The sequence below is a fragment of the uncultured Rothia sp. genome, assembly GCF_963555405.1.
In the GTDB taxonomy this organism is placed as follows: Bacteria; Actinomycetota; Actinomycetes; order Actinomycetales; family Micrococcaceae; genus Rothia.
This window is the reverse complement of record NZ_CAUVVO010000002.1, coordinates 179,437-194,769: the sequence shown is the minus strand read 5'-3', so window position 1 is coordinate 194,769 and position 15,333 is coordinate 179,437. Positions and strand designations below refer to the sequence as shown.

The 15,333-nt window shown below is 57.3% G+C and carries 13 protein-coding genes; 9 read left to right on the top strand and 4 right to left on the bottom strand.

All coding sequences use genetic code 11. The features are described from left to right. Window position 1 precedes the first annotated feature (1 nt). From RWL87_RS02225 to RWL87_RS02195, 7 genes are all read left to right on the top strand, one after another. Window positions 2-2,245, top strand: a complete 2,244-nt coding sequence (locus RWL87_RS02225) for an N-acetylneuraminate synthase family protein (RefSeq protein ID WP_005506934.1) — start codon at window positions 2-4, stop codon at window positions 2,243-2,245. A gap of 17 nt (window positions 2,246-2,262) precedes the next feature. Beyond that, the gene (locus RWL87_RS02220; RefSeq protein WP_313968754.1) at window positions 2,263-3,390 is read left to right on the top strand and encodes a glycosyltransferase; all 1,128 of its coding nucleotides are present in this window, start codon (window positions 2,263-2,265) and stop codon (window positions 3,388-3,390) included. Further along, entirely contained in the window at window positions 3,387-4,715 is a 1,329-nt protein-coding gene (locus RWL87_RS02215) for an O-antigen ligase family protein (RefSeq protein ID WP_313968753.1), read from the top strand. The genes RWL87_RS02220 and RWL87_RS02215 overlap by 4 nt, the downstream gene beginning before the upstream one ends. After that, the gene (locus RWL87_RS02210) at window positions 4,708-5,616 is read left to right on the top strand and encodes a glycosyltransferase family A protein (RefSeq protein WP_313968752.1); all 909 of its coding nucleotides are present in this window, start codon (window positions 4,708-4,710) and stop codon (window positions 5,614-5,616) included. The genes RWL87_RS02215 and RWL87_RS02210 overlap by 8 nt, the downstream gene beginning before the upstream one ends. A gap of 4 nt (window positions 5,617-5,620) precedes the next feature. After that, on the top strand, window positions 5,621-6,664 hold the full coding sequence (locus tag RWL87_RS02205; protein WP_313968751.1) for a glycosyltransferase family 4 protein: 1,044 nt from the start codon (window positions 5,621-5,623) through the stop codon (window positions 6,662-6,664). Between the two features lie 65 nt (window positions 6,665-6,729). Further along, window positions 6,730-7,677 (top strand): glycosyltransferase family 2 protein, encoded by a 948-nt coding sequence (locus tag RWL87_RS02200; RefSeq protein WP_049352040.1) that lies wholly within the window; start codon window positions 6,730-6,732, stop codon window positions 7,675-7,677. 12 nt (window positions 7,678-7,689) lie between these two features. Further along, window positions 7,690-8,937: a glycosyltransferase gene (locus RWL87_RS02195; RefSeq protein ID WP_313968750.1), complete on the top strand. Its 1,248-nt coding sequence runs from the start codon at window positions 7,690-7,692 to the stop codon at window positions 8,935-8,937. Between the two features lie 86 nt (window positions 8,938-9,023). Here RWL87_RS02195 and RWL87_RS02190 read toward each other — a convergent pair whose 3' ends face one another. From RWL87_RS02190 to rfbA, 4 genes are all read right to left on the bottom strand, one after another. Beyond that, complete coding sequence (locus RWL87_RS02190; protein WP_313968749.1) at window positions 9,024-9,332, bottom strand: PqqD family protein; 309 nt, start codon at window positions 9,330-9,332, stop codon at window positions 9,024-9,026. Then, window positions 9,329-10,186 (bottom strand): nucleotidyltransferase family protein, encoded by an 858-nt coding sequence (locus RWL87_RS02185; RefSeq protein WP_313968748.1) that lies wholly within the window; start codon window positions 10,184-10,186, stop codon window positions 9,329-9,331. The genes RWL87_RS02190 and RWL87_RS02185 overlap by 4 nt, the downstream gene beginning before the upstream one ends. Window positions 10,187-10,297: 111 nt before the next feature. Then, window positions 10,298-11,770 carry a polysaccharide biosynthesis tyrosine autokinase gene (locus RWL87_RS02180; protein WP_313968747.1) on the bottom strand — a complete coding sequence of 491 codons (1,473 nt, stop codon included), beginning with the start codon at window positions 11,768-11,770 and terminating at the stop codon, window positions 10,298-10,300. 96 nt (window positions 11,771-11,866) lie between these two features. After that, complete coding sequence (gene rfbA / locus RWL87_RS02175) at window positions 11,867-12,727, bottom strand: glucose-1-phosphate thymidylyltransferase RfbA (RefSeq protein ID WP_049346725.1); 861 nt, start codon at window positions 12,725-12,727, stop codon at window positions 11,867-11,869. A 74-nt stretch (window positions 12,728-12,801) separates the two neighbouring features. On the opposite strand from rfbA, the gene rfbB reads away from it, so the two are divergent. Both rfbB and rfbD read left to right on the top strand, forming a co-directional pair. Next, a complete protein-coding gene (gene rfbB, locus RWL87_RS02170; protein WP_060823811.1) occupies window positions 12,802-13,800 on the top strand; it encodes a dTDP-glucose 4,6-dehydratase in 999 nt (332 codons plus the stop codon). Then, entirely contained in the window at window positions 13,800-15,224 is a 1,425-nt protein-coding gene (rfbD, locus tag RWL87_RS02165) for a dTDP-4-dehydrorhamnose reductase (RefSeq protein ID WP_294627782.1), read from the top strand. Before rfbB ends, rfbD begins: the two co-directional genes overlap by 1 nt. The last annotated feature ends 109 nt before the right edge of the window (window positions 15,225-15,333 follow it).

The window sequence follows — 15,333 nt, the reverse complement described above, 5'->3', positions numbered from 1 at the left end:
CGTGATTATTGAACGCAATATTGCCCCCTACGTGGTCTTCGCTGAAGACCCGATTCTCAACGCCCTGCAGAAGATTTCTGCTAACGGCCAGCGCATCATCTTCCTGGTGAACGAGTCCGGTATTCTGCGCGGTTCGCTCTCTGACGGCGATTTCCGTCGTTGGCTGATTGCTAACCCGACCGCATCCCTGGAGACCAGCGCTCTGGACGCTGCGAACACCAACCCGCAGACCGCACCGGCTGACGCTGACCCCGAGACCCTGCGCGCATACTTCGCGAAGGGCATCAACCACGTTCCGCTGACCGACGAGCGCGGTCACCTCGTGGCACTGGCAATGGACGAGCAGGACGTCCTGCGCATCGGTAAGCACACCATCAGCGAGGATTCCCCCTCCTTCATCATTGCTGAGATTGGTAACAACCACCAGGGTAGCGTTGACTTCGCTAAGGAACTGGTGGACCTGGCTGTTGAGTCCGGTGCGGACGCTGTGAAGTTCCAGCTGCGCGACATGGACGCTCTGTACCGCCAGCGCGGCGCAGCAACCGCAGGTGAGGACCTGGGCGTTCAGTACACCCTGGACCTGCTCTCTCGCTTCTCCCTGACCGTTGACCAGATGTACGAGGTCTTCGACCACGTCAAGCAGCACGACATGGACATTATGTGCACCCCCTGGGACGCACCCTCCGTTCAGGCACTGGTTGACTACGGTATCCAGGGTATGAAGATTGCTTCTGCTGACCTGACCAACCACGAGCTACTACGCGACGTGGCTTCCCGCGGTCTGCCCATGCTGGTCTCCACCGGTATGAGCCGCGAAGAGGAAATCCGCGAGTCCGTTGCTCTGTTGCGTAACGCTGGTGCATCCTACGCTCTGTTGCAGTGCCAGTCCGCATACCCGGCACCCTTCAAGGACGTCAACCTGGCGTACATGGACCGCCTGGCTGAGATTGGTCAGTGCCTGGTCGGCTACTCCGGTCACGAGCGTGGCTACCATGTGCCGATTGCTGCTGTTGCTCGCGGCGCAAAGATCATTGAGAAGCACTTCACCACCGACAAGACCCTTGAGGGTAACGACCACACCGTCTCCCTGCTGCCTGAGGAATTCAAGGCAATGGTTCAGCAGATCCGTGAGGTTGAGACCGCTATTGGTTCCGCTGCTCCGCGCGAGGTGTCCACCGGTGAGCTGATGAACCGCGTGAACCTGGCAAAGTCCCTGGTTGCTACCCGCCACATCGCTAAGGGCGAGGTCGTGACCGAGGCTGACGTTGCTGTGAAGTCCCCCGGCCGCGGTCTGCAGCCGAACTACCTGCCGCAGCTGCTGGGCCGCACTATGCAGCGCGACGTTGAAGAAGGCTCGTTCTTCTTCGAGGGCGACCTGAAGGATGACCTGGTGACCCGCCGTGACTTCAAGTTCGACCGCCCCTGGGGTCTGCCGGTTCGTTACCACGACTACAAGCCGCTGATTGAAGAGGCTAAGCCGGACTTCCTGGAGTTCCACTTCTCCTACAAGGACCTCGAGATCAACATCGACGACGTCTTTGACTCCAAGCTGGACATGGGCTTCACCACCCACCTGCCCGACCTGTTCGCAGGTGACTTCCTGGTGGACCTCGCATCCAAGGACCCCGAGGTGTGGGAGCGCTCCATCGCTGAGGTTCAGCGCACCATCGACATCACCCGTGACCTGACCCGCTACTTCACTGTGGACGAGGACCCGGTCATGGTCGTGACCATGGGTGGCTTCACCAAGGACAAGCACATCCCCGCATCCGCACGTGCTGAGAAGTACGAGCGTATCGGTGAGGCGCTGAAGCGTCTGGACGCATCCGGCGTTCGCCTGGCTGCCCAGACTCTGCCCCCGTACCCGTGGCTGATGGGTGGTCAGCAGTACCACAACCTGTTCCTGGACCCGAAGGACACCGCAGAGTTCTCGCGTGCATTCGATACCGCACTCTGCCTGGACATCTCGCACACCATGCTTGCTTGCAACTTCCTGAACATTCCGCTGTCGGAGGCTGTTGAGCAGCTGGCACCGCTGTCCATCCACCTGCACCTGGTGGACGGCACCGGCGTTGACGGTGAGGGCGTTCAGGTTGGCGAAGGCGATGTCGACTGGGCATCCCTGGGTAAGCAGCTGCGTGAGCTGGCGCCGAAGGCATCCTTCATTCCCGAAATTTGGCAGGGCCACATCAACAACGGTGAAGGCTTCTTCACCGCACTGGACCGCCTCGAGAAGTGGCTGTAGAAAGTAGACACTCACTCATGAATTCAAACGGAGTTCCCACTGCCCTGTGGGTCGTTCCGGTTCCCGAGTTTGGTGGAGTAGCTCGGCACGTTGTCGATATGGCACGTGCCGGGCTCCCCGGCTTTAACCTGGTTGTTCTCGCACCCGAGGGTAAGCTCACGAGCCGTCTTGAGGAACTGGGTGTCACCGTCGTTAAGGCTGAGTTCGGCCCCGACTACGGTTTCAAGACTTCCTTTGCTTCTTTGCAGAAGGCTATTGAGCAGATCCGCCCGGATATTGTGCACAGCCACCTGGCGTATGCGGACGTTGTCGCAACCGCTGTGGTGAATGCTCTGCGCATCCGTAGCGTGATTAAGCGCGGTACCTGCGTGCCGAAGCTTCTGACCACCGAGCACGGTATTGCCGGTAACGACTCGGTGTACCACGGTAGCTCCTGGCGTTCTAAGCTCATGGAGACCGTGCACCGTGTGCGCCTGTGGGGTACCGATCAGGCGATTGCTGTTTCTCGTTCTACCGCTGATCAGATGCGCGTCAAGTGGGGCGCTCGTGGCGTGGAGCTGGTGTATAACGGCGTGGATATCCCCGAGGTACATGCGGCTGTTGAGCAGCAGCGTGTTCCCTCTGAAGGGGGTCCACGTATTCTCTCGCTGTCTCGTCTGTCCCCTGAGAAGGGAATCGACGTGCTGCTGGATGCTTTTGCGCAGCTTCGTGCTGAGTACCCGAAGGCTCATCTTGAGATTGCGGGCGCAGGCGATTTGGCATCTGAGTTGCAGGCTCAGGCTCAGCGTCTGAACCTGGGTGATTCGGTGACCTTTAGCGGCTTTGTTAACCCGATTGAGGCGATGGGCCGTAGCGACATGATTGTTCAGCTGTCGGTGTGGGAGAACTGCTCCTACACCCTGCTGGATGCTAAGGCAGCGGGTCTGAAGACTGTGGCTACCGCGGTGGGTGGTAACCCGGAGATTCTGGGTGCCGACGAGCTGGTGGACCGCCAGAGCGGAACCCTGACTCAGGATGTTCTGCAGGCAATGCGCGCGCAGCTGCAGAAGGGCGAGTCTGAGCCTTTCACCTGGATTTCGAATGAGCAGATGGCTGCTCAGACGGTTGATATTTATGCACGTGTACTTCGAGGAGGCCGCTCATGAGCCAGACTTCGCAGGTTTACGCGCACTTGAATGAACCCAATGAGAAGCCTGAGGTTTCGCGTTTCTCTGAGACTATGTCTCGCGGTAGCGAGTATGTCCGCCATCAGAGTAGCCAGATTCGAATGCCTGAGTTCATCATGGCGTTCCTTCTGCTTTTTGGTGATGCGGTACCGGGTGTTGGTTTGCCCTTTAACCAGGTAATCATTCTTCTGCTCGCGCTGTACGGTCTGACCCGTAAACCGACTTTTGACGTGAGCCATTTTTCGGGTTTGCGCGCCATCATGTTCATTGCAATGGGGTACCTTGCAATCGTCTCAATTAATGGTGTGCACTCGGAGGATGCGTCGGATTGGACACGTCGTTTGCTCCGTCTTGTGGCGGCAACCGTGTTGATATGGACTATCGCAGCCGGACGCCTGCATATTCGTTCCATTGTTCTGGGATACTCATCGGCGATTCTTTTCAACGCTGTAGGGTATTTTGCAGGTTTTGCCCCGACAACTGGTTATGTTGGTTATCTGACCGGCTGGCTGGGTGACAAAAACTTCTCGGGCCTAGTATATTGCCTCTTCGGTTTGTTGATTCTAAGCTTTGCCCGCAACAAGATTGAAGTCATTCTCTCTATCGTAATTTTCTCCGGTCTGCTGTGGGCTACGGGTTCGCGTACCTCTATTGCGGCGTATGCGGCGGGTCTGATTTGGATTGTTATTGCGAACCGTATGAAGACTTTTGGCCGTATTGCGCTGGGTGTGGTCCTGTACTGGTTGATTGATATTTTGACCAGCGACTATGCGCAGTCCGGCGTCTTTGCGGACCGTACTGGTACGGATGCGCTTCGTGCTCTGATTGACCAGGCGTCTGAAGTTAAAGTTCAGGCGACTGGATTCTTTGGTCAGGGTTTGGGTGAGGCATATGTCTACCTAGCCCATACCGGTTCGAAGACCTGGTTCCTCCATAACTCGTACTGGTCTGTTCTGATTGAGGGCGGCTGGCCATGGATGATTCTGGTTGTTACCATCACCCTGCTCTTTATCGTGAACGTGTTTAGCGGCAAAAAGACTCTGCCGCCGAAGTTCTATGTCGTGCAGGGTGCTGGCATTGCCATCATGATTTGTGCATCCCGTCTGGGCGAGGTGTTCTACACCTGGCCGTGGGCTATTGCATGCGGTCTTGCTCTGCGTGTGTTGCTGCTTGAACGCGAACAGCGTTTGGGTACCGGTCACGATGAGGCGAGTATCGAAGGCTTTGACGAGCGAATTGAAATTCGTGAGGCGGAAGAGAAGTCGCAGCACGTTGCGCCGATGTGGAAGGACGAAAATGTTTAAGACTAATCGAGATCCTGAAGTTAGCGTCATTATTTGTGCGCTGAACGCTGCATCGACTCTTCCTCGCCAGCTCAAAGCTCTGGAAAACCAGGAAACTGAGCTTCCGTACGAAGTGATTCTGGTAGACAACGGTTCGGAAGATAACACCCGCGCTGTTATGGAGGCGTGGGCTCAGGAACCCCGTGAAGGTAAGTTCACCGTCAAGGTTGTTGACGCCTCGGCTACTCCCGGCATTCCCGCGGCTCGTAATGCTGGTGCCCGCGCTGCATCCGGTCGTGTGCTGGCTTTCTGCGATGCTGACGATGAAGTGTCTCCGCACTGGGTGCAGGCGTATTCGGACGTGCAGGATAAGGACCTGGCTGGTGGCTGGATTCGTGCCTTTGACGCTAACGGCAATCCCCGTCCCGATGCTTTTGGCAAGGGCCTGATTGCAACTCCTTATTTGCCGCATGTGGGTAACTGCAATTGTGCTATTACCCGTGCACGCTTCTTTGAAATTGGCGGCTACGATGAGTCCCTTCCTCGCTATGGTTATGAGGATGTGGACATTTCGTGGCGCCACCAGGAAGCTGACGGTGTGATGCGTTTTATCCCTGAAGCTGAGATCCGTTTTACTCTCTCGGAGGGGAAAAGCTCTATCCGTAAGAAGTATGAATTGGGTGTGGGACGTGTGCTGATGGCTCGTCGTTTCCCCAAGTACGATTCTGCAACGTATTCGTTGAAGTCTACTGTGACCGGTAGCGTTCAGCAGTTGCTGAATATTCTGCGTCAGGCGGTGACCCAGCGTAAGGTTGCTCGTCGTGATGTTGCCAACTGGGTTGCATCGCTGGGACGTATTCGCGGAAGCATCAAATATTCCGGTAAGAATTACGTACCTGCACGCAAGCTGGTGAAGGAGTAGAAGGATGAAGAAAGAACTCTACATCGCCACCAATAACGGTGACATGGGTGGCGGCGAGGTCATGCTCCTGAATATTGCCCGCGCAGCCCGTAGCCTTGGCTACAAGGTCACTATCGTGGGTCCTTCCGAGCCGAAGCAGCTTGTAGAAGCCGCTGCGGATGAGGGGTTCCCCCGTATTGTCTTGCCGGCTAAGAACCGCGCGCAGTACATGGTGGCTCTGCGTAGCTGGCATGCCCGCCATAAGGACGTTCTGCTGTGGTGTAACGGTCTGGTTCCCGCAGCGGCAACGGGCGGTCGTAAGAACCGCATCGTGCACCTGCACCAGCTTCCTGCCGGCGTGAACGCGAAGCTCGTACCCTTTGCCCGCCATAAGGCATCGGTCACCCTGGTTCCGAGCCGTTATGTGGCACGTGCCTGCCCCGGTAGCGAGCTGTTTGCGAACTGGGTCAGTGGCGTGTCCACCGAGCTGGATCACCGTGTGGGGGAGCGCCGCCTCCGCGTCGGGTACCTGGGACGTTTGACCCCGTCCAAGGGTATTGCAACCCTGTGCCAGGCGATGAGCTCCTTGAACTCTAACGGTATTGAATACGACCTGGTGATTGGTGGCGAGCCTGTCTTTGCATCTGATGAAGAACGTGCTGAGGTTGAGGATGCACTAGCCCGTGTTGCTACGTTCAGCACGCGTTTGGGCTGGACTACCCCGGACCGTCTTTTCGGTGACATCGACATGCTCGTTGTACCGTCGATTGCCCCCGAGTCTTTTGGCTTGGTGGTCGCTGAAGCGATGAGCGCACGCATCCCTGTGGTTGTCAGTGATGCTGGTGCTCTGTCGGAGGTGCTGGGCGGCGCGTCGTACCCGTACGTTGTGCCTGCTGATCAGCCGGTAGCTCTTGCACAGGCCATTAAGAGCCTGGGTACTGAGCTTCGAGAAGATACGGATGCCCTGGCGGAGCGAACCTCCGAGCTGTTCTGGCGATGGCAGGAAAACTACTCGCCTGAAGCAGGTAAGGTCCGTGTTGGTGAGATTCTGGAGCGTTTTATCCGCTAAGGTGCTTCTAAACGTATAAGCCATTCCCAACGGATATCCTCTCACTCAAACCCTGAAGGAAAATTATGACGACTACCCACCGTTACAAGGCTGCGGTTATCATTCCGTCTCGCGGTGGTGCAGATATTCTGCACTACCCGCTGGATGCGCTTGCCGCCCAGACCGAGAAGGACTTCCAAGTTATCGTGGTCCTCGACGGCGATATCGATAACAGTGAAGCTGTGCTTGACCGCTACATTGCCGAAGGCAAGCTGAACCTGACCAAGATTGTTTTCGAGGAGAACCGTGGCCGCGTGGCTGCGCTGAACGCTGGCCACCGTGCGGCTGATGCGGATGTCCTCATCCGTTGCGATGATGATCTTGAGCCGGCATCCGACTACGTCGAGGCGCAGATCCGCCTGCACCGTGATTACGACGGTGTGATTGGTACCTTGAAGAACGTGTACCCGGACACTCCCTACTCTCGTGTGTACGGTAACTTCCGCGATGCTCGATTCAAAGAGGGCGCCCTCAGCGTAGCTGAAGAAGGCCGTTGGCTGTACTGGAACGGCAACTCTTCTATCTCTGCGGAGTACTTTGAGCGTACTGGAGGCTACGACCCCGCATACCGTCTCTACGGCTGGGAAGACGTAGACATGGGCAAAATGGTTCATGACGCTGGTGGCCGCATCATCATCTCTGATGAGGTTGAGGTCAAGCACTACGCCGAGGCTACCACCACTGCTGTGCGTGCCCTGCGTGCCCTGCACTCGGGTTCTGCCCGCACTATCTTCGTGCGTAAGCATGGTGAAGAAGCACACCCCGCCCCGAACCCGACGGGTCCGTGGGGTTTGCTGGTCAAGACTCTCGCTCGTTTCACCACCGAGAAGACCATTAAGGCTCTGGGCGATGCGAGCGATAAGATTCTGCTGAAGCTGCCCGCTAAGGCCGCTGAGAAGCTTGTGGCACTGCAGGTTGAGGCTGCATCTTACGCCGGTATTCACTACCCTGAGCGTGCTCAGAAAGTCTTTTAGGAGGAAAAGAAAATGTCACTCACTCAGCTCTTGACCTCCGCTCCGTTTACCGGGCCGAAGAACCCTGACGCGGTGCTCGCGGATATCCCGAAGAGCCTCAAGAAGCTTGCCCGCCTGGCGCGCCGTTACGTGCCGCTGGTCAAGCCTGAGGCTACTGAAGAGATAGCAATTGCCCACGACTACCTGACTCAGCGTGGCGGTGCGGAGCGTGTTGTGCTGGCAATGCATCGTGCGTTCCCGGATGCACCGATTTACACGACTTTGTACGACCCGGAGGGCACCTTCCCGGAGTTCAAAGATGCGAAAATCATCACCAGCCCGCTGAACAAGATTGGTTACCTACGTCGTAACCACCGCATGGCTCTGCCAATTCTGCCGATTGCTTCTTCTTTCCTGAAGGTACCGGCTGAGCGCGCTGTGGTATCGACGACCGGTTGGGCGCACGGCTTCAACTTCGCCGGCCGCAAGTTCATATACTGCCATTCGCCGGCGCGATGGCTGTACTTGAGCGATCAGTACCTGGGCGAGAAGAGCACCGGTCCCGTGCCGCTGTTGCTGAAGACCTTGCGTCCTGCACTGATGCTGTGGGATCACTGGGCTGCTCACCGCTCGGCTGTGTATGTGGCTAATGCGAGCGTCATTAAGAAGCGTATTGAGAATGTCTACGGTAAGAAGGACGTTCCGATTTTCTTCCCGCCGCACTCGGTAGATACCACCGCACCGGTTGAACCTATCCCGGGCCTGGAAGAGTTCACCGAATCGGACGATTATTTCCTGATCGTTTCTCGCCTGCTGCCCTACAAGAATGTTGATAAGGCTGTTGAAGCCTGCAATGAGTTGGGTAAGAAGCTGCTGGTGATTGGCCGCGGTCCGGAGAAGGAACGCCTGGAAGCGCTTGCGGGCCCGACTGTTCGTATTGCTTCGGGTGTTTCGGACGCGCAGCTTCGTTACGCGTACCGTCACTGCCTGGCACTGCTGGCTATCTCTTATGAGGACTTCGGTATTACCCCGCTGGAAGCGGGTGCTAGCGGCAAGGCCGTGATTGCCTATCGTGCGGGCGGCTTCCTGGATACCATTCAGGAGGGCAAGACCGGTATGTTCATCAACCAGCCGACCGTGGAGCAGCTGGTGGAAGCTCTCAAGGCTTTCAACCCGGCTGACTGGGACGCTGACTATATCCGCGAGCACGTCGACGGTTTCTCGGAGGCTCGTTTCATTAGCCGTCTGAAGACGTACGTGCAGGCTTTGCCCGAAGACTAGACGCGCTAGACGGCTCATAGAAGAAGGCGGGGCGGTAGAACTACAAAAGTTCTACCGCCCCGCTTTCTTTGTGTCTTCTGGGAGACCTAGCGGACCTCTAGGAGCCCCTTGGAGAGTAACTCGGGGATAAAACCCTCGATCTGCGACCCCATGGTCTCTATGGGCTGTTCATACATTTCGCAGAGCAGATCGATAGCTTCCTGTAGAGACATTGGGTCTTCAAAAATACTCCAAATAATGGAGGCAGAATCCTGAAGAACAGACAGCTCACCGTTGGCAAGATTTGCAAGATACGTTGCTGTGGGGGAGTACTTAGCGAACTCTTCAGAATGAACGTACGCGATGTTCTCGGGGATACCGTAGACGGTCTGATGGGAATCTACCGGGTTGCTCATTTTTTCACCTTGATTCCGAAACGTTCAAAGAACTTGGCACGAATTTCAGCCTTGGTGGGGGTGCGTCCCAGCTGCATTGCCAAGTGGTCCTTATTCACGAAGAAAATATTTTTGAGGGTGCGTAGCTTATCGTGCAGGGTGGTTGCTGACTGCAGACGCCCAATCCACTGAATATAGTGGGGGACGTCCTGAGAGACAGACAGCCACAGCAGGTAGTCGCGGTCGTCACGGTACTGCTCCAGACCGCCCATCGCCGCGCTATACGCCAGGGAGGAGTCAAGCTCCTCCGCACGGGCGCGCAGGCGCTGCCAATCGCTGTAGGAGAGCAGAGAGACCAGATAGTTAATATCTGCGCTGTAACGCGATGCCGCGCGGGCGCGGTGAAGCACCACGAGAAGACGCGCATCCAAATCGCTGGGGACGACGCAGGGACGGTGCGCGATCATGCGAGTCTTGCGCGCCGCCCAGACGCGGTCAAAAGCCTTCTCGTAGTCGCCGTGGCGTCCCAGACCGGGGAAGAAACGATGAATGTCGGTCAGACCCCATGAAGCGTGGTAGAGCGTCATCGCGTGTTCGAACACGGAGCCTGTTTCGAAGTGGGCTTGGATACGCCATCCATCTGCCAGAAGGATCTCTACAAAGCGGTCCACGTGAGAGGGACGGACAAGCAGATCAGCGTCGGAGCTGTACCTGCCCTTGCGGTAAATTTCCTGGGAGAAAGCGTAGCCTTTGACATGCAAAATATCGATGGAGTGCATGTCGGCAATTCGCTGGAAGTAGGCGTGCGCAAGCCGAATCCGTGCCGCAAGAGGAGTGGTCTGCGGCTCCGGGGTATTGGGTGAGTGAGTGGTCACAATAGCCTTTCGGTGCACATGTATACCAGATAAGTATAAGGCGGGACGGACAGAAAAACTGCCCATCCCGCCCTAAGTTGCTCCCTAAGATTTAGGGCGCTTATTACGTTATTACTTCTTAGCCGAGGACTTCTTGGACGACTTCTTATCGCCGTCCTTGCCGTAACCGTAGTAGGTGGAGTAACCGACGTACGAGCTTGCGTAACCGAAGCCGTAGTAGGAGTTACCCAGGCCCTTACGGGGTGCACGGTTCAGAACCATACCGAAGAGGTTAGCGTTAACCTTCTTCAGGATGCTTGCTGCCTCAGTCATCTGTTCACGGTGGCTTCGACCGATAGAACCAACGAGGATCACGCCATCCACGGAGTGGGAGAGCAGTGAAGCGTCGGTCACGGGCAGTAGCGGCGGAACGTCGACAACCACGATGAACTCTTCGGAGAGCTCGTTGATCAGCTGGCGCATCTTATCCGAGCCCAGAAGTTCGGAGGGGTTCGGGGGGATACGACCTGCGGGCAGGACGAAGAGGTTCGAATCGCCCAGCTGGTGCACAGCGTTAGCAATCTCAACCTGGCCAGCCAGAACCTGGGTCAGACCAACCTTAGCGTCGAGCTTCAGCTTCTTAGCCACGGTCGGGCGGCGGAGGTCGGCGTCAATAAGGATGACGGGCGAGCCAGCGTCAGCCATTGCCCGAGCCAGCGAAAGCGACACGGTCGACTTACCTTCACCGGGCACTGCGGAGGTGACGATGAACGAACGAGGGGGAGTGTCAACGTTCACGAAGCGCAGGTTAGTGCGCAGCTGACGGATGGACTCCTGTGCGATGTGATCGTCGGTGTCACCGTTAACGATATTCTCTTCGTTCAGGTCCTCACTGATGGGCAGAACGCCGAGGACGTTTGCACCGGTTGCCTTGGTAGCGTCGTCACGGGTTCGAATACGCTGATCCAGTGCTCGGCGCAGGAAAATCGCCAGGTACACCAGACCAAGGCCAGCAACGGCACCGATGAGCACGTTCTGCTGGTAGTTCGGGGCCACCAGCGGCGGGTTCACGCTCGCGTTGTTCAGCGGAATCACACGAACGGTGTTGCCTCCGGTCGGGGCAGCGCCAGTGTTTTCGCCGTTCACCAGAGCCTGAGCGTTACCGGGGTTCTGCTCAATTTCCTTGATGTAGTCGGCGGTAGCCTGCAGTGCACTGTTAGCGAGCATCTGTGCATTCTTCGGGGAAGAAGCCTTCGCGTTCACGGTAATCAGTGCAGCGTTATCACCTGCGGTTGCGGTGAGGCTCGCACGAATCTGACCGGTGGTCAGGGAGAGCTCGGGGTTGTTCTGCTTAATCTTCTGTGCCACGGCCTCAGAGGAGACGATAGCTGCGTAGGAGCGAGCGCGTTCCTTAGCCGCAGAAGAACCCGAGAGGACATCCACAGTGCCGGATTCGCCCACGGTCACATAGCCCGAGGAGGATGCGGCGTAGACCTTCGGTTGCAGTGATGCATAGCCGAAGCCCGCTGCGGCACCGACAACGATGCCAATAATCAGCAGCCAGAGGTTAGCCCTCGTGGTGCGGAAAAATTCCAAAATGGTCATGGTAGTGAGAATACTCCAGAAAGTTTGAGTTAGTGTGCCTGCAACGTGGAGTGTTGTTGCAGGTGGTGAAGGGATACGAAAATCCCCTGGTGTTTATTAGCGGAGCAATCCGAGCAGGTAGCTACCGTAGCCGCTCTTAACAAGCGGGGTAGCGATGTCGCGCAACTGCTCATCGGAGAGCCAGCCGTGGCGCCACGCAATTTCCTCCGGGCAACCAACCGACAGGCCCTGACGGCTCTGAACCGTGCGGATGAAGTTAGTGGCATCAGCGAGTGAATCAAAGGTTCCGGTATCGAGCCATGCGGTACCGCGAGGCAGAACCTCAACCTTCAGTTTACCCTGTTCCAGGTAGACGCGGTTAAGGTCAGTGATTTCCAACTCGCCGCGCGGGGAAGGCTTGATCTGACGTGCATACTCTACAACCTTTGAGTCGTAGAAGTACAAACCCGGAATAGCGTAGTCGCTCTTGGGGTTCTCGGGCTTCTCCTCAATGGACAGTGCGTTGAAGTTCTCGTCGAACTCCACCACGCCGTAGGCGCGAGGATCAGCAACCCGGTAAGCGAAGACGGTTGCGCCGTCCTTCTGCTCGTAGGTGGCAAGCTGAGTACCCAGACCGGGGCCGTAGAAGATATTGTCACCGAGCACGAGTGCTACGGGGTCATTACCAATAAAATCGGCGCCCAGGATAAATGCCTGTGCCAGGCCATCAGGGGAAGGCTGCACCTTGTATTCGAGATTAATACCGAAACGGGAACCGTCACCGAGCAGTCGCTGGAACTGCTCCTGGTCGGCAGGAGTGGTAATAATCAAAACATCGCGGATACCCGCCAGCATGAGAGTGGACAGCGGGTAGTAAATCATCGGCTTGTCATAGACCGGAGTGAGCTGCTTGCTAATACCCTGAGTGATAGGGTGCAAACGGCTTCCGGTGCCGCCGGCAAGAATAATTCCCTTCATAACTTCTTATTGTGTCATGTTTATCTCGTTGTTGAGGCATAAAAATCGCTATTTAAGTGGGTAAAATATACCGTATGGCTCACATTCTTGTTACCGGCGGTGCCGGTTTTATTGGTTCGAACTTTGTTCACCACCTCATCGATAACACTGATCACACTATTACTGTGCTGGATAAGATGACCTACGCCGCAAATGCTGCGTCTTTGGAGGGTCTTCCTGAATCCCGCTTCAAGCTTGTCGTAGGCGACATTGCCGACCGCGAGTTGGCTGACAAACTGGTCGGCAAGGCAGACGCTGTTGTCCACTACGCTGCGGAATCGCACAACGACAACTCCCTGTCCAACCCCGAACCGTTCATCCACACTAACCTCATCGGTACTTTCAGCCTTCTGGAAGCAGTCCGTAAGCACGGCACTCGCTACCACCACATCTCCACCGACGAGGTCTTCGGCGACCTCGAGCTGGACGATCCTGCGAAGTTCACCGAAACCACCCCCTACAACCCCTCTTCTCCTTACTCCTCCACCAAGGCAGGTTCCGACCTGCTCGTGCGTGCATGGGTCCGCTCCTTCGGTATTGAAGCAACCATCTCTAACTGCTCCAACAACTACGGCCCCTACCAGCACATCGAGAAGTTCATCCCCCGCCAGATCACTAACATCCTCTCGGGCCTGACCCCGAAGCTGTACGGCGAGGGCCTGAACGTTCGTGACTGGATTCACGCATCCGACCACTCTTCTGCTGTGCTGCGCATCCTGGAGCAGGGCAAGATTGGTGAAACCTACCTCATCGGTGCAGACGGCGAAGAGAACAACATCACCGTTCTGCGCACCATCCTGCGCCTGATGGGTAAGGATGAGAACGACTTCGAGCACGTGGTTGACCGCCCCGGTCACGACCTGCGTTACGCAATCGACGGTAGCCGCCTGCGTGCAGAGCTCGGCTGGGAGCCGAAGTTCACCGACTTCGAGTCCGGTCTTGCCGACACCATTAAGTGGTACACCGACAACCGCGGCTGGTGGGAGCCCCTGAAGGCTGAGGTTGAGGCTAAGTATGCAAAGGCTGGCCAGTAATGACCAAGGAATTGAAGGTTACTGAAACCGAGATTCCCGGCCTGCTCATCATTGACCTGCCGGTTCACGGCGATAACCGCGGCTGGTTCAAGGAAAACTGGCAGCGCGAAAAGATGGTCGCAGCCGGTCTGCCCGACTTCAACCCGGTGCAGAACAACATTTCCTTCAACGCTTCGGTAGGTACCACCCGCGGTATCCACGCCGAGCCGTGGGATAAGTACGTGTCGGTTGCGACCGGCCGTATCTTCGGTGCGTGGGTTGACCTGCGCGCTGGCGAGTCCTTCGGCAAGGTCGTCACCGTTGAGCTGGGTCCGGACACCGCAATTTTCGTGCCCCGCGGCGTGGGTAACTCCTTCCAGACCCTGGAAGAGAACACCGCCTACACCTACCTGGTGAACGACCACTGGTCGGCGGACGCAGTATCCGGCTACAGCTTCCTGAACCTTGCCGATGAGACCGTCGCAATTGACTGGCCCATCGACCTGGCGAAGGCTGAGCTCTCGGAGAAGGACCGTAACCACCCGCGTCTGAACGAGATTAAGCCCCTGGAAGCCGACCCGATTCTGATTATCGGCGCGGGTGGTCAGCTCGGCACCGAGCTGGTTCGCCAGCTCACCGAGCAGAACGTACCCTTCCTGGCTGTGGATCGCGACCGCCTCGACCTGGGCAAGCCCGAGCAGTGGCGCGACGCATTCCGCTGGCGCTCCTTCCGTGCGGTCATCAACGCTGCAGCGTACACCGCAGTGGATCAGGCAGAAACCCCCGAGGGTCGCCGCGACGCCTGGGCAGCTAACGCCCTGGGCGTGAGCGCTCTTGCCTCCATCTGTGAAGAAGCTAACCTGCCGCTGGTTCACGTATCCACCGACTACGTCTTTGACGGCTCCCTGCCCCTGGGCGAGGAGTACCCGGAGGACCATCCGCTGGCACCGCTGAGCGTCTACGGCGCATCCAAGGCTGCCGGTGAGGTTGCCGCCGCCGCATGGCGTAAGCACTACACCCTGCGCACCAGCTGGGTTGTTGGCGCCGGCAAGAACTTCGTGGGCACCATGGCCTCCCTGGCTGAGCGCGGCATCGACCCGTCCGTGGTCGCCGATCAGTGGGGTCGCCCGACCTTCACCCAGGACCTGGCAGCAGCTGCCCTGCACCTGCTCTTCTCCGGCGCTGAATACGGCACCTACAACGTGTCGAACACCGGTGAAGTCATCAACTGGGCACAGTTCGCTCGTGCAGTGTACGAGGGTACCGGCCACGACCCGGCACGCGTCAGCGACACCACCACCGAGGAATACTTCGCCAACGCTGAGCTCTTCGCTCACCGTCCGACGAACTCGGCAATGGACCTGTCCAAGCTGATTGCTGCAGGCTTCACCCCGCGTGATCACCGCGAGGCGCTCGCCGCCTACCTGGCAGAAATGGGCTCCTAGTCCTCTAAGGATTCGACCCTATATCTGCTGATAACAGCATAAAAGGCGTGAAAAACGCCATATCGCAGGTTCCCGGCCCTTGAAGAAGAGCCGGGAACCTGTACAATAT